The organism is Spongiactinospora sp. 9N601 (assembly GCF_044326295.1).
Classification (GTDB): Bacteria; Actinomycetota; Actinomycetes; order Streptosporangiales; family Streptosporangiaceae; genus Spongiactinospora; species Spongiactinospora gelatinilytica.
Genome location: NZ_JBIRBB010000010.1, coordinates 82325 through 100297 on the forward strand (window position 1 = coordinate 82325; position 17973 = coordinate 100297).

Genomic DNA, 17973 nt, shown 5'->3' on the forward strand with positions numbered 1-17973 from the left:
ACGATTTCGGGCCGTCAGTCGCGGTCCTTGCCCGCGACCCGCTTGAGGATGCGCTCCAGGGCGGTGCCGAACGGGTTCTCCTGGACCATGTAGGTCCAGGTGGCGGTGGGGCGCTTGATGTCGGCGGCGGCCAGGTCCAGGCCGTCGGCGGTGACCGGGGCGGTCTCGAACGCCTCCACCGAGGACTCCTCGACCTCGGCCAGCAGCCGCTGGTAACCGGCGACCGCCTCCCGGTGGAACTCGTCGAGCGGGTTCATCCGGCCGAGCACGCGCAGGTGGATGCCCTCGCGTACCTCGGTGAGGAAGGCCATGTGGCGGGTCCAGCCGGCGTCGAGGTGGAACAGCACGATCTGCCTGGCCGCCTCGCGCAGCACGTCTTCGCCCACGGATTCGAGCAGTTCGGCCCACCGCTCCGGCCGGGCCTCGGCCAGCGCGTCGGCCGCGCTGTCGCCGTGCAGGATCTTGTCGCGGTGCTCCAGGACCAGCGACCGCTGGTGTTCCAGCAGCCGGGTGTAGCGCCAGGTGTTGCGGTGGATCTCCAGGTTGGCGCCCTCGGCGACGCGCTGGGCGTGGCCGACGATGTGGTCGCCGCGGCGGTGCCGTACCACGCCGTCCTTGTCGGCGGCGGGCGGGCGCTCGTCGGGAGCGAACCTGGTGATCAGCTCGTCTTCCAGGCTGACGTAGAAGACCGAGCCGCCGGGGTCGCCCTGGCGTCCGGCCCGGCCGCGGAGCTGGTCGTCCAGGCGGGTGCTGGTGTGCCGGCCGGAGCCGATCACGTACAGGCCGCCCAGCTCGGCCACGTCCTCGCCGAGCCGGATGTCGGTGCCGCGCCCGGCCATCTGGGTCGAGACGGTGATCGCGCCGCGCTCGCCCGCCTTGGCGATGATCGACGCCTCCTCGGCGTCGTTCTTGGCGTTGAGCACCACGCAGTCGATGCCGCGCCCGCGCAGGGTGAGCGCCAGGCGCTCGGACTCGGCCACGTCGAGGGTGCCGATCAGGATCGGCCGCCCGGTGGCGTGCACTTCGACGATCTTGTGGGCCAGCGCCATGTCCCGGTCGGTCACCGTGGCGTACAGGACGTCGGGCTCGTCCACCCGGACGCACGGCTTGTTCGGCTGGATCGCGGCGACCTGGAGGTCGTAGAACTCGGTGAGCTGTTCGCCGACCGCCACCGCCGTGCCCGTCATTCCGCATTTTTCGGGGTAGCGGGTGATGAGTCCCTGGATGGTGATCGAGTCCAGGATCTCGCCGGTCTCGCTGGCCGGCAGTGCCTCCTTGGCCTCCACCGCGGCCTGAAGCCCGTCCGGCCAGCGCTGGAGCAGCGCGACCCGGCCCCGCGAGGGGTTGATGAGCTGGACCCGGCCGTCTCTGACGATGTAGTCGATGTCGCGGGTCAGCAGCGCGTGCGCGTGCAGGGCGAGATTGACCTCGGTCACCTTGTCGGGCGTGTCGTAGAGGTTGACGCCCTCGCCCAAGGTCTCGCCAAGAGTCTCCTCGACCGCGTCCGTGCCGAGCGCGGTGAGGAAGACGTTGCGGCCCTGCTCGTCGATCTCGTAGTGGTAGCCCCGGACGAGCTGCCTGACCAGCGCGGCCATCGACGGCACGCTGGTGCCCGGGTCGGCGGCACCGGCCAGCACCAGCGGCACCCTGGCCTCGTCCACGAGCACCGAGTCGGCCTCGTCGATCAGCGCCACGTTGGGCTCGGGCACGATCTGGTCGGCGGCGGAGGTGACCATCCGGTCGCGTAGCACGTCGAAGCCGATCTCGCTGACCGAGCCGTAGGTGACGTTCTTGGCGTACGCCTCCCTGCGCTCCTCACGCGTGGACCCCTGGCCGATCCAGCCGACGCTGACGCCGAGCGCCGTATAAAGCGGGCCCATCCACTCGGCGTCGCGCCTGGCCAGGTAGTCGTTGACGGAGATGACGTGGACGCGCTTGCCCTGAAGGGCGTAGCCGGCGGCGGCCATCGCGCCGGAGAGGGTCTTGCCCTCGCCGGTCGCCATCTCGGCCACGTGCCCGGCCAGCAGCGCGAGCGTGCCGACGAGCTGCACGTCGTAGGGGCGCAGGCCGAGGGTGCGGTCGGCGGCCTCCCTGGCGATCGCGCAGAACTCCGCGAGATCGTCCATCGCGGGGGTGGGCAGCTCGTCGAGCGCCGCGATGCCCTCCGCGCGTTCGCCCGCCTTGGCGACCACACGCTCGAACGGGGTGAGGTCCAGCGTACCTGGACGCTGCAGGAGCTTGCGGAACATCTGCGCTAAAGAGGCCACGAACCCTCCAACGAGCCGTTCGAGGGACACGTTCCCCGAAGGCTCCTAGTATGCATCGCCTAGTATGCATCGCCGCCGCAGGCGTGCGCCTGCCTCACCCCATTGTGATCAGTGCGGTTCGCGCAGCGCCAGCGTCAGCACCGCGAGCAGCAGTACCGCCGCGCCCGCGGCCGAGTACGGGGTCAGCGTCTCGCCGAGCAGGAAGACCCCGATCAGCGTCGCGCCCAGCGGCTCGACCAGCACGATCACCGACGAGGTGGTGGCCGGTACGGCGCGCAGCCCCGCGAAGAACAGCCCGTACGCGAGCGCCGTGGGCACCGCCCCCAGGTAGGCCAGCAGCGCCGCGGCGGCGACCGGGTGCCCGCCGGACGGCAGTACCCCGGCGGCCAGCGCCGCGGGCAGCAGGAAGATCCCGCCGACGACCAGCGAGCCGAGGGCCGTGCCGTACGGGTCGGCGCTGCCCGCGCGGTTGACCAGCGTCACGCTCGCGTACGTCACCGCCGACAGCAGCGCCCAGCCCAGCCCGCGCGGCGAGAACTCGGCCGAGCCGCCGGGCAGGCTCAGCAGGACCAGCCCGGCCGGCGCCGCGGCGACCGAGCCGAGCCTGGCCGCGCCGAGCCGTTCGCCGAGGACGAACCGCGCGCCCGCGGCGACGAGCACCGGCGCCGCGCCCAGCGTGACCACGGTGGCCACGGCGAGACCGGATTCGCCGACCGCGGCGAAGTAGGACGTCTGCGACACCGCCATGCAGACGCCGGTGATCGCCATCCGCCCCCGCCCTGCGGGGACGCCCGTACGGGCGAGCAGGACGCCCGCCACGGCCAGCAGCACGGCGCCGATGGCGAATCGCCAGAACGAGACGGCGACCGGCCCGAGGCCGCCGAGCCGGTAGATGAGGGCCGCCGCGGCACCACCGGTGCCCCAGGCGGTGGCCGCGACGGACACGTACAGCAAACCTCGCCGCACGGAGACATGCGTCATCGAGAACTCTCCGGAAGGGAGTGGCCGAAAGGGGACCCGAATGCGGGCAGCGACCACTCGCCGGGTCACCCGGACCCGGCTACGCGCGTGAGACCGGCCCGCTTAGCGGGCGGCGGGAGGAGACATGATCGAACGCATGATGGCCCCACCCTACTGGCCGCCCCCGCCTACCGCCTCGGACCGAGCGCCCCGCCCCAAAGGCCCTCGCTCCGCTCGGACGATCTTCCTAACGTCTCCAAGGTCACCCGGGGCCCATCCTGGCCAGAATGCCGAGCTGTCTCGTGAGCGCTTCCACCAGTTCATACGGCCCTATACGGCGCGCACCGGCCTCGGGGAAGGTGTGGCCGCCGGGCAGCCCGTGGGTCGCGGGGGCGGGGAGGGTACCTCGTACCCGGCCATGCCAAGCGGGATCGGTGAGCCGGTGGGAAGCGGGTTACGAACGTGCCGGTGGCGTGAGCGTCGGGCGGAGCCCGACACAGGAAACAGGGCTGAGCGGAGCGAAGGCGATTGAGGGCGGTGGGGTGGAGGGGGCGATTGGATATCGGTGGGGGTACCTGACAGGGGGTGACAGGTATGGGGGGCAGGGTCTGAGGCATGACGACGACTGCGAAACTGATCGCCTTCACCATTGACTGTGCCGAGCCCAGGCGGCTCGCCGAGTTCTATGCCGAGATCCTTGGGTTCGAGGTGCAGTACGCCGAGGACGAGTACGCCGGTATCGGTGATGGCACGACCTCGATCTACTTCCAGCGGGTGCCCGAGCGTGTCCCCGCCGCCTGGCCCGGCCCCGGCAAGCAGTTCCACATCGATGTGCGGGTGCCCGACGTGGCCAAGGCCGTCGAGGAGTACATCGCCCTCGGGGCCACCCGGCCGGACTTCCAGCCCAGTACGGACTGGGTCGTGCTGGCCGATCCGGAAGGGCATCTCTTCGATGTCTGTCCCGAGCGAAACGCCTGATTTCGGCGTTGTTGGGGAGCCCGTAAGACGGAAGTGGGAATAGGTGCGTTCGGGAGTCCCTAAGCTTGGGGAATGCTCTTGCGACCCCATGCCTTTCCCATGCCCGCGCCCGCCGCCCCCGCGGGCGGGAGCCGATGACGTGGGCAGGCGTGTCGATCGCACTGGTCGGGGCGCTCGGATACGCGCTGGGCGCGGCACTTCAGCAGTTCGAGGCGGTGCGTGACGGCGCGACGCTGAAGCTGGTCAAGAGCGTCCGCTGGTGGGTCGGCGGAGCGATCGGCTTCACCGGGGCGTGCCTGCACGCGGTGGCCCTTTCGCTGGCGCCGCTGGTCGCGGTGCAGCCGGTCAGTGTGGCGACGCTGGTCTTCGCGGTCCCGCTGGCCGCCATGATGTACGGCAGACGGCCGCACCGGGCCGAGATCCTCGGTTCCATCGCGGTCGCGGGCGGGCTGCTCGGCCTGATGCTGCTGGTCCCGCACGAGGCGTCCAGGCCGGTGCTGAGCGACCGGGGCGCGTTCGGGTTCCTGGCCTGCGTGGGCGTGATCGTGCTGGTCTGCCTGGTGGCGGCGCGCCGGGCCGTCGGCCCGGCGAAGGCGCTGCTGCACGCGGTCGGGGCGGGCGCGGTGACGGCGAGCGTGTCCACCTTCGTGCGGGTCGTGGGCGGGGGCCTGGAAGGCGACCTCGCCAACCTGCTGACGTGGTACTCGATCGCCATCCCGGTGCTGCTCTGCTGCGCCGTGGTGCTGTTGCAGAAGTCCTATGCGGTGGGCTATTTCGGGGTCGCCTACGCCGGGGTCCAGGTGGTGGACCCGATCACGTCGGTGCTGGCGGGGGCGGTGCTGCTCGGTGAGCCGCTGCCGACCGAGGCGGGCACCGCCGTACCCGCCCTGATCGCCGCCGCCGTGCTGGTGGCGGGCACGGTCACGCTCAGCCGGCTGTCCCCGGACCACCATCACGCGCCTGCGGCGCGCGCTCCGGCTCCGGTGGGGTAGGCGGGCGCCAGCCCAGCACGTCGTCGAGCTGCCGGAGCATGAACGACCGGGTGAACCGGTCGCCCAGCAGCATCGCGCCGTCGCGCAGCGCCACGGCGAGCGGGTTGCGTACCCGGGTCAGCCGCCCGATCGCCCGGGAGCGGGCCACGATCTTGGTGGTCCTGGGCCGCCGCGCGGCGGTGTAGGCGGCGAGGCCGCCGGGCCGGTCGGCCAGCCCGGCGAGCACGATCGCGTCCTCCATGGCCTGGCAGCCGCCCTGACCGAGGTTGGGCGTCATGGCGTGCGCCGCGTCGCCGAGCAGCGCCACCTTGCCGTGATGGAAGGCGGGCAGCGGCTCGTCCAGCGAGTAGAGGTCGTGCCGCAGGATCGCGGCGGGCTCGACGTTGCGCAGGATCTGCGGGATCGGGTCGTGCCAGCCGCCGAACAACCGGACCAGCTCGGCCTTCTCGCCGTCCGCCGAGGCGCCGCCCGCGGGCACGGTGTCGCTGGCATAGCAGTACACCTGGTCGCCGGCCAGCGGCGTCACGCCGAACGCGAGCCCCGCCCCCCATGACTCGGTGGCCCCGAAATCGATCTCGGGACGCCGGGTGACCAGCCGCCAGGCCGTCACGCCCGCGTAGACCGGGCCGGGGTGGGCGGGGAAGAGCGTCCGCCTGGTGAGGGAGTGGATGCCGTCGGCGGCGACGACCAGGTCGGCCGACAGCTCGCCCGCGTCGGTGGTGACCGTGCCGGTGCCGGCATCGACGGCGGTGACGGCCGTGCCCAGCCGGAGCGTGCCCTCGGGCAGCAGGTCGACCAGGATGCCGACCAGCGTGGCGCGCAGCAGGACCACGATCGAGGCCCCGTAGCGCTCCCTGGCCAGGGCCTCGCTCGTGCGGGTCAGCCATCTGCCGTCACGCCGGCGGATGCCGGCGTCGCCCTGGATGGACGCCAGCCGCCGTACGGCCGCGCCCGCCCCGATGGAGTCGAGCGCGTAGAGCGCGTTGGCCGAGACCGCGATCCCCGCGCCCACCGGCTCCAGCACGGGGGCCTGTTCCAGCACCGTCACCGACCAGCCCCGCCGGGTCAGCGCGACCGCGGCGGTCAGCCCGCCGATCCCGCCACCGATCACTATCGCACGCATTACGCCTCCTCAACTACACCTGTAGTGCAGGCTACTACACCTGTAGTATGGGGTCGTGACCGACTCCAGGAACGTGACCGGCCCCAGCAGCCCGCGCGCCACGCGCGTCGCCGACACGGCCATCGCGCTCCTGGTCGAGCGCGGCATGCGCGGCCTCACCCACCGGGCGGTGGACGAGGCCGCGGGCCTCCCGCCCGGATCGACCTCCAACCTGGCCCGCACCCGCGCCGCCCTGCTGGAGCTGACCCTGGCACGCCTCACCGAGCTTGAGGCCACCGTCTACGCGAGGGAGCTGAGCGAGCCGCCCGCCGATCCGCGCGGGCTCGCCGACATGGTGGCGCGCATCGTGTACGCGCAGCTCAGCGACGGCCACGAGCGCACTCTGGCCCGCTACGAACTCGCCCTGGAGGCCACCCGCAGGCCGGAACTGCGGGTCATCTACGACCGGATCGGCGGGCGGCTGCGGGAGACCGCGGCCGGTCTGCTCGCCGCCGTCGGCGCGGCCGATCCGGTACGCCAGGGCGCCCGGCTCGTGGCGTTCATGGACGGACTGCTCTTCGACGCCGTGGCCGGGGCCGGCGGGAAGTACACGGAAGAGGACCTGCGCGCGGCGCTGTACGAACTGCTGTCCGGGATGCTCGGCGGGCACCTGGCCGAGGACGGGGCCGGCGTACGCCGGCCTGGGCAGGCCGCGGGCGGCCGGAGGGGGCCCTGACCCTGGCGCGGCCGGTCGATTACCATCACCCCTAGGATTCCGGGACTTCCACAGGGGAATCCAACCTTTTGGCGAGGGTCTTCAATGTGGCAGATCACTCGTCCATGCCCAAATGCAGGTGGTTTCGACGATTCACTGAGTCGGGAAGCGGCGAGGGACATGCCAGGCGGATCGATCTACGTGCCACAGGACGACAAGTTCACCGGCGCGTCACCGCAGCAGATGTACGAGAAGTTCTGGGTCGAGGGGATCGGCGAGCGCAGGAAGATGCGCGGGGTCAAGGCCGCGATCGGCCTGGCCGCCGGGATGGCGCTCGCCGCCCGTTTCTCGATCCCCCAGCCCGTCCTGTTCGGCATCGCGGTCGCGGCGATCGTCGCGGTGGCCGACGCCGTGGTGGCGTGGTACGCGCACGAGCGCACCGCCGTGTGGCGCGGCAAGCGCAAGGGCGAGGTGCTCACCGGGCGCATCCTGCGCCGCCGCCTCACCAAGGAGGGCTACAAGGTGCTGAACGGCCGCGCCGTGCGCGGCGAGGCGTCCATCGACCACCTGCTGATCGGGCCCGGCGGCGTGTGGATCGTGGACAACGAGGCGTTCAGCCCCGAGACCGAGCTGGCCCAGTACGGCGGGCGGCTGTTCTTCGGCGAGAAGTACGGCACCAAGATGGCCGACGGGCTGAACCAGGCGGCCGAGCGGCTGGCAACCGTGCTCACCGAGAAGTCCGGCATCCCGGTCACCATCGAGGCGCTGCTGGCCGTCTACGGCGGCGGCATGCCGCGCGGCGGCATCGTGTCGGCCGAGCGGCTGACGCTGCTGCGGCCCCGGCGCATCCCGCGGTTCATCCGTTCGCGGGCGACCGGCGCGCTGTCCGACGAGCAGGTGGAGACCCTGGCCAGGACGGCGGCCAGGGAGCTGCACAAGATCACATGATTCGGCCGGGGCCCACGGTGGCCCCGGTGTTCATGCGACGCCTGGTGGCCTGCCGGACAGCGCCAGCGCCGCCTGCCGTGCCCGCCGGGCCGGCGCCACCCTGCCGGGCGTCACCACCACGACCGGGCACGCCGCCCGCGGCAGGCAGGCGGCCAGCACCGCCCCCATCGGGGCGGGGGAGTCCGGGTCGTAGGGCCGGCTGCCGAGGACGAGCAGGTCGGCCGCCTCGGCGTGCCGCAGCAGCACCTGTACGGCGGGCCCCTGGTCGATGACCGGGGCCGGCGGCGTCAGCGGCCTAGGGGTCAGTTCGGCGACCGCCCGGACGACCTCCCGCCGCACGGCGGCGAGTTCGTCGTCGCGACATCGCCAGGTGCCCATCGGTGCGTAGGACGCCCGGGACTCCCCGGACCACTGCCATGCGTGTACGGGGGAGACCACGGCCTCGCGCAGCGCCGCCTCGCCGAGCGCCCAGAGCAGGGCCGCGACCGAGGCCGACGAACGGCTGAAGCCCACGACGATGCGCGGCTGGGATGTCTTCTGGCTCACTGTTCGAGCATTAGCGGACGCGGGTGAGGAGTGGTCAAAGCGCTGGGAAACCTGGTGCTAAATCCCTAAATGATCAGATCTCGGGACAGAACCACCTGTTCAGTGGTGAAGGTAGATCTTCTGACTGAATCATGGTGATTTGTTTGCTTTGCCCCAGGATGGCTACTAGAGTCCAGTTTTGTTATCAACCTAATGGTGCTCTTCAGAGTTGAGGAGCACGAACAGACGCCGAGTCCCGAAGCGGCCGACAGGCCCTCCGGGAGCCGGGGACCCATCAGCGGGGCCGCCACGCGGCCCTTGGGGTGAATCCGCCCGCGCGGCGGTAGGGCATCTCCACGTCCGAACCCGACAGCTAACCCGGTAGGCGAGATGGAGAGGAGAAGTCGTGGGTCACCCCCACCCTGACACGCCTTCTATGAGGTTGGCTTTCCCCAGGTCCACGAGACCGCTCTCGGTTCAGACGCCCGTACGCACGGGTGTTCCCCCACTGGGGGCCTCCGCCTGAGCCGGACCAGGCCGAGCATCGCATCGATGACCTGGCGTCTCGCATTGATGACCCGGCCGGCAAGAATTCGCTGACGATCGACGCCACCTATGCCGTGGCGGACTTTGCCGAACGCGCGTCCCCGCGTGGCGATCTGCCCGCGCGACCCTTTCCCCTTACCTCTTCCTGGACGTGCGTGGCCGCGACGTTGCCGAGTGAGGCACGCGGCCTCCCCCTTGTCGTCTCACGAAAGAGCCCCATTTCTTGATGAACGTTTCCTTTGGCCTGCGCCCGAACCGCCTTCTGGCCTCCACCCTCCTGGGATTCGTACTCACCGCCGGCGCCGCCATCGGCGCGGGCGCCCCCGCCGCCCACGCGGAGGACTCCCCCGAAAAGGTCCTGCTGCAGGGCTCCACCAAAGCGTCCTACTTCTGGGACGACGCCTCCGGCCGCGCCGGGGACACCGGGCTGCCGGCCATCGGCAAGCCCATGACGAAGGGCATGTTCGCCAGCCCGAGCTGGCCGCTCGGCACCGAGGGGTACGTCACCTTCGGCGATAGGAAGGCCGAGTTCTTCATCGGCGACCGCGGGCCCGGCGTGCCGTCCAACAACGGGATCATGCTCGACATCGACGCCAAGACCTTCGCCGACCTCACCGGCGGCACGTTCAACCCGACCACGCTGATGGTCGTCGGCAACGGCGGGCGCGGGCACATCAACGTCGAGTACACGATCACCAAGTGGGGCAAGGGCCCCGGAAAGAAGAACTACCCGGTCGCCTTCTCCACGGGCGCGTGGAGCAAGCACGACCGCAACCCGGTCGATCCGCCGGAGCAGGAGGAGACCCGCGAGCTGAAGGTGGTCCCGCCCAAGCCCGCCCGCAAGCCCGAGGGCCCGGCCGTCACCGGCTCGCCCCTCTCGGTGGCCGGTACCGCGCCGTACCATCAGCTCCCGGCCGCGGACGCCGCCCAGGCGAACCGGGACGCGGCCGTCCGGCCGGCGGCGGCCAAGTCCGGCCGGACCGTGGCCGCCGCGGACACCGTCGCCCCGGCCCCGGCCAACCTCGCCCTCCTGGCCGGTCTCGGCGCCGCCGGTGCCGGTCTCCTCGTCGGTCGCAACCGCGTCCGCCGGCTGCTCTCCGACGACTCCGCCTGATCCCTTGGCGGAGCGGCAGGTCCCCCTGGTGGCCGCTGCCCCCGTGCGGCCACTGCGGTGGTCACCGAATTCACCCGCGGTGACCGTGCGGTCACGTCGCCTCTCCCTTGCGACGGCGTGACCGGGTAAAGGCGGGCGTCCTCGTACCCCCTCTGAGGACGCCCGCCCTTGCCATGCTCGCGAACCGAATGCGATTCTGCTCTGCATGAGCCAGCGCGCCTCAGCCAACGGCATCGAGATCGCCTACGAGAGCTTCGGGTCTCCGCGCGGCCGTCCGGTGCTGCTGATCATGGGGCTGGCCACCCAGATGATCTTCTGGGACGACGACTTCTGCGCGATGCTCGCCGCACGCGGCCACCACGTCGTGCGGTTCGACAACCGCGATGTAGGACTTTCCACACATCTGACCGGAGCCGGGGCCCCCGAACTCGGCGACGTGCTGGCGGGCAGGGCCGCCGCGCCGTACCTGATCGAGGACATGGCCGCCGACGCCGCCGGGCTGATGGACGCGCTGGGCTGGCGGAGCTGCCACGTGGTCGGCGCGTCGATGGGCGGCATGATCGCCCAGGCGCTGGCCATCGGGTATCCCTCCCGGGTACGCAGCCTCACCTCGATCATGTCCACCCCCGCGGCCGGTGTCGGCCCGCCCACGGACGCCGCCATCAGCGCCCTGCTGGCCCCGCCCGCGACCGACCGGGACGACGCCGTGGCGCGCGCCCTTGAGGTGTGGAGCGTGATCGGCTCTCCCGGTTACCCCCTGGACCGGGAGCGCATCCGCCGCCTGGCCGGGATCGCCTACGACCGTTCCGGCGATCCGGCGGGCTCGACCCGGCAGTTCGCGGCGATCCTCGCCTCGCCGGACCGCAGGCCGGGCCTGGCCCGGCTATCGGTGCCCGCGCTGGTCGTGCACGGCCGCGACGACCAGCTCATCCAGTTGCCCGGCGGCCTCGCCACCGCCGAGGCGATCCCGGGCGCGCGGCTGCGCGTCTTCCCCGGGATGGGCCACGACCTGCCGTACCCGCTGTGGGGCACGATCATTTCGGCGATCACCCGGCTGACCGAGGCGGCGGAGACCCAACGCGCGGCCTGACCCCGGCCGCCCGCCGCGCTCACGGAGTCTCCTGGATGACCGCCTTCTCGTCGGGCTTGAACACCAGCACGTTGCGCACGTAGGAACTCACCGCCGCGGGCAGGCCGACGTCGTGCCCGGCCGCCTCCGAGCGGAACCACCGGTGGTCCAGCACCTCGTGGAACAACTGGGCGGGCTCCAGCTTGCCGCGCAACTCGCGCGGGATCGCCTCGATCGTGGGCTGGAACACCTCGGCCAGCCAGCGGTGCGCGACGATCGCCTCCTCCTCGTGCCGCAGGCCGTTCTGCACCCGGAAGGCGTCGAGGTCGTTGAGCAGCCGCCTGGCCTGGTTCTCCTCGACGTCCAGGCCGGTCAGCCGGATCAGCCGGCGCTGGTGGTGCCCGGCGTCCACGACCTTGGGCCGCACGATCAGCCGGCCGGTGCCGGACTTGCGGCGCACCATCATCTCGGCCACGTCGAAACCGAGCGAGTTGAGCCGGCGGATGCGGTGCTCCACCCGGTGCCAGTCGACCTCCTCGATGATCTCGTCCTGGGTCAGTTCGTCCCACAGGCGCGTGTAGCGGTCGCAGATCTGCCCGGCGGTCTCCTCGGGGTCGATCGACGCGTGCAGCAGCCCGCCCGCCTCAAGGTCCAGCAGCTCGCCGAAGATGTTCGTGTGCGCGATGTCGATGTCGTGCGCGCGCTGCCCGTTGCTGAGCATCGGGTGCAGTTCGCCGGTCTCGGCGTCGACCAGGTAGGCGGCGAAGGCCCCGGCGTCCCTGCGGAACAGCGTGTTCGACAGCGAGCAGTCGCCCCAGTAGAAGCCCGTGAGGTGCAGCCGCACCAGCAGCACGGCCAGCGCGTCGAGCAGCCGGATCAGGGTCTCCGGGCGCAGCGTGCCCGACATGACCGCCCGGTAGGGCAGGGAGAACTGAAGATGCCTGGTGACCAGCGCGGAGTCCAGCGGCTCGCCGTCGTGGCCGGCGCGGCCGGTGACCACGGCGACGGGCTCCACCGAGGGCGTGTCGAGCCGGGCGAGGTCCCACAGCAGGCGGTACTCCGCCTTGGCGTAGCGCTCGCTGATCTCCTTGATCGCGTACACGTTGCCGGACAGCCGGACGAACCGTACGACGTGCCGGGAGATGCCGCGTGGCAGCGCGACCAGGTGCTGCTCGGGCCATTGCGCGAGGGGGAGGTCCCACGGCAGGCGGATGAGGTCGGGGTCGCTCGGCGCGCCCGTCATCTGCAGGGGCAACCCATCGCTCCTTGGGGGAGATGTCCGCTTCTTCTTCGGAGGAGGGTAGTCCCCCGTATGTCACGATCACCCGGCGGCAGGGTGGCGATGTCGCGAAGGACAAGCGACACTCACCTCCGGTTGTCATGGTTGGCACCTTGCCGGGTGTTCTTATCGCTGGTCATCGGTTATGGCTACGTTCGGTTAACGAGAATCGCTGTTCGTAATCGAACGGGAAGGAGCGTCCCCGATGCCCGGGTACGAACCCTGCGCCACGATGCCGGTACACCACCGGATGCTGGCGAGCAGGCCCGGCTACGCCGTCGCGCTGGCCGCCATCGAGAACGACACGCTCGCCAGGAAGACCGGCCGCGCGCCCGCGCGGCGAGAGGTGGTGACGATTCCGGTCGTCGTCCACGTCGTTCACCGTACGGCCGGGCAGAACATCGGCCAGGAGCAGATCGACAGCCAGATCGAGATCCTCAACCAGGACTTCCGCAAGGCCAACGCGGACGTCGCCAAGGTCCCCGCCGTGTGGCAGGACCTCGTGGCCGACCCGCTGATCGAGTTCAAGCTCGCCGACAAGGACCCGCAGGGCAAGCCGACCTCGGGGGTCGTCCGCAAGAAGACCACCCGCGACTCCTTCGGCGCGGACGACATGGTCAAGTCCGCCGCCCAGGGCGGCGCGGACGCCTGGCCGGCCGACCGCTACCTCAACGTGTGGGTGTGCGAGCTGGCCGGGTTCCTCGGTTACGCGCAGTTCCCCGGCGGGCCGCCGGAGACCGATGGGGTGGTGATCCTGCACAGCGCGTTCGGGTCCACCGGCACCGCGGCGGCGCCGTACGACCTGGGCCGGACCGCCACCCACGAGATCGGCCACTGGCTCAACCTGCGCCACATCTGGGGCGACGACGAGACCGGCTGCTCGGGCACCGACTTCGTGGACGACACCCCCAACCAGGGCGGGCACAACCGCGGCCTGCCCACCTTTCCCACGGTGAGCTGCGACAACGGCCCCAACGGCGACATGTTCATGAACTACATGGACTACACCGAGGACGCCGGGTGTCACATGTTCACCAAGGGTCAGGCCGCGCGGATGGACGCCTGCCTGGCGGGCCCGCGGGCGTCCTTCCTGCCCGCCGCCGTACGCGAGAAACTGCGGATCGACGGCCGGGCGAAAGGTACGAAGAAGGTGTGACGGGGCGGTTCACAGTACGCGATCGGCGCGCGGCAGGGACCTGACCAGATAGGCGAGGCCCCAGCACAGGGGCAGGGCGATCACCGCCACCAGGGCGAACTTCACGATGGCGGCGGCGTGCAGCCCCGCGACCGCGGTGCTGACCGCGACGAGCACCACCGGATGGATGATGTAGACGGTGTAGGCGTGGCCGGACAGGAAGCCGGCCGCGCGCCCCTGCCCGGCGTACCGGTCGCGGAAGAGCGTGAGCAGCCCGATGATGAGGCCGACCGCGAAGACCGCCTCCCAGACCGACTGGGCCAGCGACTGCACCATGCCACCCTGCGGCGCGAGCGCGACGACCGGGAACAGCAGCAGGGAGGACACCCCGGCCGCGGCGAACCCGGCCCGGCGGGCCCGCGCCGGCAGCGCCGCCGCCCAGCCCCGCCGGTGCGCGATCACCCCGGCCGCGAACAGCGCCGCGTACTGCGGCAGGTGGGACGGGGTGGGCAGGCCGAGCACCGGGACGTAGAGACCGACCGGCACGACCAGCCGCCACAGGAAGGTCGCCGCCGCGAGCCCCGCCGTGAACCACCCGACCGCCCGCAGCGACGGCGGGGCGGGCGCGGCGGCCGGGACGGGACGGCGGGAGGCGCGCCGCCGGTAGAACGCGTACACCGCCGCGAACACCAGCAGCACCTCGACGAACCACATCGGCCCCGGGTCCCAGGTCACCAGGTAGAACATCCAGTACGGCAGGTCGGGCCGCTCCGTCGCGGCGGCCACCGCGTCATAGGAGCCGAAGACGGCCAGCGGGCGCAGCGCCACCAGGTACACCAGCAACGGAACGCCGAGCCGGATCAGGCGGTCCCGCAGGAAGCCCCTGCCGCCCTTGCGGTCGTGGGCGCCGGGGGTGAACATTCCGGCGATCAGGAAGAAGAACCCCATGAAGAACGCCTGGTTCACGGCCACGAAGACGTCCAGCGCCAGGCCGGAGGCGTCCCGCGCCCGCTCGAAGTGATACCAGGCGGGGATGGTGCCATAGGTGACCGCGACGTGGTGCAGCACGACCAGGACGGTCAGCGCGGTGCGCAGGTTGTCGATGTAGTGGAGCCGGGTCCCGGGAAGCCGGAGCACGGTCATGCGGAGGGCTCCTTACGGGTGGCCCGGACGAAGACATCGGCCAGTTCGGCGGCGTGCGCGTCGAGGTCGTGGCCGGGGTGGGTGGCCCAGTAGGCGAACATGTCGTTCACCGCGGCGTTGTGCGTGACGGCCATCACCCGGCAGTCGAAGGCGCGGAACTCGCCGGTGCGCTGTCCCATCTCGTATATCCCCTCCAGCAGTCGCAGGATCTCCTCGTTGGCCTCGATGCCGTAACGGAGGGAGCCGTCGGGAGCGCGCATGTTGGCGGCGATCTCGTGCAGCGCCATGATCGCCGCAGGCCGCTCCCGCATGTGCGCGGCCACGGCGAGGATCTGCCCGCGCAGCACCTCGGTGGCCGACTCCCGGTCCTTGACGGACTCCACAACGAACTCCACGACCTCCGTCAGGATGCGCCGCACCACTTCCTCCATCAGCTCGCTCTTGGAGGTGAAGTGGTAGGAGATGACCCCTTTGCTGATCCCCGCGTCCTCGGCGATCAGCGCCAGTGACGCGCCCGCGTATCCGGTCTCGGCGATGACCTTGGTCGCCGAGGCGACGATCTGGGCCCGCCGGGCCTGCTCGATGAACGACTGCTTGTCGCCTCCGGCCGTCCTGGAGCTCATCTGACCCCCCGTACTAAATTTTGGCCGCTCGGTCAGAATCTAGCACGCGCGGTTAGACACTGCGCAGGAAATCGGGATGGCGGCGGGGAGGTCACGGGTCGGTTGAGACGCTAGGGGCGGTCTTGACGCTGGGACGGGGGGATACGTACCTTCCATAAAACGGTTAGGAAACTTTCCTATTCCTCAACCCCCCAACACGGGAGCACGGATGTCCTCTTCCGCTGACTTCAGCCGGCGCCAGGTGCTGCGCCGTATCGGACTCACCGCGTTCGTCGCCGGCCCCGGCGCCGGACTGCTCGCCGGCTGCGCCACCGCCGGCAGCGGCTCCGGCGCCTCGTCGGCGCCCTCCCCGGTGGCCTCAGGGGGAGCCAGTACGGCGGCCAACCCCTTCTCGGTGAAGGCCGACGCGCCCCTGGAAGTGGTGATCTTCAGCGGTGGCTACACCGACGCCTACGCGACCAAGATCCACGAGCCGCTGTACAAGAAAGCGTACGCGCAGGCCGCCATCAAGCACACCGCCACCCAGCGGATCGGCACCCAGCTCCGGCCCAGGTTCGTCAGCGGCGACGCCCCCGACGTGGTCAACAACTCCGGGTCCGACCCGCTGGACCTGGTCGCCCTCCAGGCGGAAGGCCACCTGGCCGACCTGACCGCGCTGTTCGACGCCCCGTCGATCGACGATCCGTCCAAGAAGGTCAAGGACACCATCACTCCCGCCGTGCTGACCAACGCGCTGGTGGCGGGCAAGCCGCACGTGCTCAACTACACCGTGTCGCACCGGGGGCTCTGGTACAACGCCAAGCTGTTCGCCGAGAAGGGCTGGAAGCCGCCCACCACCTGGGACGCCTTCCTGGCGCTGTGCGAGCAGATCAAGGGCGCGGGGATCACCCCGTTCGCCTACCCGGGCCAGGTCGGGCCGTTCTACCAGACCTGGAACATCCTCTACACCGCCGCCAAGATCGGCGGCAACCAGGTGATCATCGACATCGACAACCTGGTCGACGGGGCCTGGACCAAGGACGCCGTGATCAAGGCCGTGACCGTCTGGGCCGACCTGCAAAAGCAGTTCGGCGACAAGGCGTACTTCGGCCTGGACCACACCCAGACCCAGCTCAAGCAGCTCCAGAACAAGGTCGCCTTCTACCCCACCGGCTCCTGGGTGGAGAACGAGATGGCCAAGGAGATCCCGGACGACTTCGAGTACGCCGTCATGGCGCTGCCCGACATCACCGGTGGCGACGTCATGCCGACCGGGGCGTTCTTCGTCGGCGTGGGCGAGAACTTCTTCGTCTCCGCCAAGGGCAAGAACCCGCTGGGCGGCATGGAGTACCTGCGGGTGATGCTCTCCCAGGAGGGGGCGCGCGGCTTCACCCAGGAGACCAAGAACCTCACCGTGGTCAACGGCGCGGCCGACGGCGTGGACCTCCCGCCCGGCCTGAAGAGCGCCGCGGCCGTGCAGAGCGCGGCGGGCCAGAACGTCATCACCGACGCCCGCTACGAGGGCTGGTACAAGAAGCTCTACGACTACTCCCAGGCGCAGACCAACTCGGTGATGGCCGGGCGGATCACCCCGCAGCAGTTCGCCGAGAACGTGCAGAAAGAGGCTGACAAGACCAAGAAGGACAAGAGGATCACCAAGCAGACGCGGACCAGCTAGGAATGTCGCGGCTACGTGCCCACCTGTTCGTCGCCGGGTTCCTCATCGCGCCGGTGGCCCTGTACGTCGTCTTCGTGATCAGCCCGTACATCCAGGCGTTCCAGATCGCCCTGACGGACTGGCGCGGGGTGGCGGCGAGCCCGAACTACGTGGGCTTCGAGAACTTCCTGACGATGTTCGGCGACGAGGTCTTCTGGGCCGCGCTGCGGCACCACGGGGTCCTGCTGGTCGCCCTGCCGGTGCTCACCATCGGCATCTCCCTCTTCTTCGCGTTCCTGCTCAACCTGGGCGGCGGACAGCGCGGGGGGAGCATGACGGGGGTCTGGGGGTCGAAGGTCTACCGGGTGGTGTTCTTCTTCCCCCAGGTCCTGGCCGTCGCCGTGGTCGGGGTGCTGTTCCAGGCGGTGTACCGCCCGGACGACAGCGGCGTGGTCAACGGGGTGCTGATCCGGCTCGGGATCGAGCCGGTCGGCTGGCTGACCGAACCGAGCATCGCGTTCTGGGCGATCATCGCGGTGATGGTGTGGCAGGCGGTCGGCTTCTACGTCGTCCTGTTCTCCGCCGGGATGGCGGCGATCCCCCGGGACGTCTTCGAGGCGGCGGCGCTGGACGGGGCCGGGCGGTTCCGGCTGTTCTTCAGCATCACGCTGCCGCTGCTGTGGGACACCCTCCAGGTCGGCTGGGTGTACCTGGGCATCGCGGCGTTCGACGGCTTCGCACTCGTCCAGGTCCTCTCGGTGGACCGCGGCGGCCCGGACAACTCCACGACCGTGCTGCCCCTGGAAATCTGGAAGACCGCGTTCAGCTACTCCGACTTCGGCTACGCCTCGGCCATGGGAGTGGCGCTGTTCTTCCTGACCATCACCTTCGCCGCGCTGACCCTCCGGGTGTCCAGGCGCGAGCGGATCGAGTTGTGAGAA

16 protein-coding genes and 1 riboswitch are annotated in these 17973 nt (G+C 70.7%); of the genes, 9 read left to right on the forward strand and 7 right to left on the reverse strand.

Annotation, left to right across the window (positions count from 1 at the left end):
• Nucleotides 1-14 precede the first annotated feature (14 nt).
• Both secA2 and ACH34R_RS24380 read right to left on the reverse strand, forming a co-directional pair.
• The gene (secA2, locus tag ACH34R_RS24375; RefSeq protein WP_397564069.1) at nucleotides 15-2249 is read right to left on the reverse strand and encodes an accessory Sec system translocase SecA2; all 2235 of its coding nucleotides are present in this window, start codon (nucleotides 2247-2249) and stop codon (nucleotides 15-17) included.
• Between the two features lie 126 nt (nucleotides 2250-2375).
• The gene (locus ACH34R_RS24380) at nucleotides 2376-3248 is read right to left on the reverse strand and encodes a DMT family transporter (RefSeq protein ID WP_397563828.1); all 873 of its coding nucleotides are present in this window, start codon (nucleotides 3246-3248) and stop codon (nucleotides 2376-2378) included.
• Between the two features lie 594 nt (nucleotides 3249-3842).
• Here ACH34R_RS24380 and ACH34R_RS24385 point away from each other — a divergent pair.
• Together ACH34R_RS24385 and ACH34R_RS24390 are read left to right on the forward strand one after the other, a co-directional pair.
• Entirely contained in the window at nucleotides 3843-4205 is a 363-nt protein-coding gene (locus tag ACH34R_RS24385; protein ID WP_397563829.1) for a VOC family protein, read from the forward strand.
• A 149-nt stretch (nucleotides 4206-4354) separates the two neighbouring features.
• Complete coding sequence (locus ACH34R_RS24390) at nucleotides 4355-5197, forward strand: DMT family transporter (protein WP_397563830.1); 843 nt, start codon at nucleotides 4355-4357, stop codon at nucleotides 5195-5197.
• On the opposite strand, the gene ACH34R_RS24395 is transcribed toward ACH34R_RS24390, so the two are convergent.
• On the reverse strand, nucleotides 5133-6320 hold the full coding sequence (locus tag ACH34R_RS24395; protein ID WP_397563831.1) for an FAD-dependent monooxygenase: 1188 nt from the start codon (nucleotides 6318-6320) through the stop codon (nucleotides 5133-5135). The two genes, ACH34R_RS24390 and ACH34R_RS24395, sit on opposite strands and share 65 nt — an antisense overlap.
• A gap of 55 nt (nucleotides 6321-6375) precedes the next feature.
• On the opposite strand from ACH34R_RS24395, the gene ACH34R_RS24400 reads away from it, so the two are divergent.
• Entirely contained in the window at nucleotides 6376-7035 is a 660-nt protein-coding gene (locus tag ACH34R_RS24400) for a TetR/AcrR family transcriptional regulator (protein ID WP_397563832.1), read from the forward strand.
• 159 nt (nucleotides 7036-7194) lie between these two features.
• Nucleotides 7195-7962, forward strand: coding sequence for a nuclease-related domain-containing protein (locus ACH34R_RS24405; protein WP_397563833.1), 768 nt, complete (start codon nucleotides 7195-7197; stop codon nucleotides 7960-7962).
• Nucleotides 7963-7992: 30 nt separating this feature from the next.
• On the opposite strand, the gene ACH34R_RS24410 is transcribed toward ACH34R_RS24405, so the two are convergent.
• Nucleotides 7993-8508 (reverse strand): universal stress protein, encoded by a 516-nt coding sequence (locus ACH34R_RS24410; protein ID WP_397563834.1) that lies wholly within the window; start codon nucleotides 8506-8508, stop codon nucleotides 7993-7995.
• 216 nt (nucleotides 8509-8724) lie between these two features.
• Nucleotides 8725-8890: riboswitch (cyclic di-AMP (ydaO/yuaA leader) on the forward strand.
• A gap of 369 nt (nucleotides 8891-9259) precedes the next feature.
• On the opposite strand from ACH34R_RS24410, the gene ACH34R_RS24415 reads away from it, so the two are divergent.
• Together ACH34R_RS24415 and ACH34R_RS24420 are read left to right on the forward strand one after the other, a co-directional pair.
• Nucleotides 9260-10147, forward strand: coding sequence for a hypothetical protein (locus ACH34R_RS24415; protein WP_397563835.1), 888 nt, complete (start codon nucleotides 9260-9262; stop codon nucleotides 10145-10147).
• 205 nt (nucleotides 10148-10352) lie between these two features.
• On the forward strand, nucleotides 10353-11237 hold the full coding sequence (locus ACH34R_RS24420; RefSeq protein ID WP_397563836.1) for an alpha/beta fold hydrolase: 885 nt from the start codon (nucleotides 10353-10355) through the stop codon (nucleotides 11235-11237).
• Nucleotides 11238-11256: 19 nt separating this feature from the next.
• Here the strand turns inward: ACH34R_RS24420 and ACH34R_RS24425 are convergent, their stop codons facing one another.
• Nucleotides 11257-12471, reverse strand: a complete 1215-nt coding sequence (locus ACH34R_RS24425) for a DUF4032 domain-containing protein (RefSeq protein WP_397563837.1) — start codon at nucleotides 12469-12471, stop codon at nucleotides 11257-11259.
• Between the two features lie 229 nt (nucleotides 12472-12700).
• Here ACH34R_RS24425 and ACH34R_RS24430 point away from each other — a divergent pair, with 229 nt between their 5' ends.
• Nucleotides 12701-13651, forward strand: a complete 951-nt coding sequence (locus ACH34R_RS24430) for a zinc metalloprotease (RefSeq protein WP_397563838.1) — start codon at nucleotides 12701-12703, stop codon at nucleotides 13649-13651.
• 9 nt (nucleotides 13652-13660) lie between these two features.
• Here the strand turns inward: ACH34R_RS24430 and ACH34R_RS24435 are convergent, their stop codons facing one another.
• Nucleotides 13661-14773 carry an acyltransferase gene (locus tag ACH34R_RS24435; protein ID WP_397563839.1) on the reverse strand — a complete coding sequence of 371 codons (1113 nt, stop codon included), beginning with the start codon at nucleotides 14771-14773 and terminating at the stop codon, nucleotides 13661-13663.
• Nucleotides 14770-15396: a TetR/AcrR family transcriptional regulator gene (locus ACH34R_RS24440; protein ID WP_397563840.1), complete on the reverse strand. Its 627-nt coding sequence runs from the start codon at nucleotides 15394-15396 to the stop codon at nucleotides 14770-14772. The genes ACH34R_RS24435 and ACH34R_RS24440 overlap by 4 nt, the downstream gene beginning before the upstream one ends.
• A 208-nt stretch (nucleotides 15397-15604) precedes the next feature.
• Here ACH34R_RS24440 and ngcE point away from each other — a divergent pair, with 208 nt between their 5' ends.
• Both ngcE and ACH34R_RS24450 read left to right on the forward strand, forming a co-directional pair.
• Nucleotides 15605-17053, forward strand: coding sequence for an N-acetylglucosamine/diacetylchitobiose ABC transporter substrate-binding protein (gene ngcE / locus ACH34R_RS24445; RefSeq protein WP_397563841.1), 1449 nt, complete (start codon nucleotides 15605-15607; stop codon nucleotides 17051-17053).
• Between the two features lie 2 nt (nucleotides 17054-17055).
• Complete coding sequence (locus ACH34R_RS24450; RefSeq protein ID WP_397563842.1) at nucleotides 17056-17970, forward strand: carbohydrate ABC transporter permease; 915 nt, start codon at nucleotides 17056-17058, stop codon at nucleotides 17968-17970.
• Nucleotides 17971-17973 lie beyond the last annotated feature (3 nt).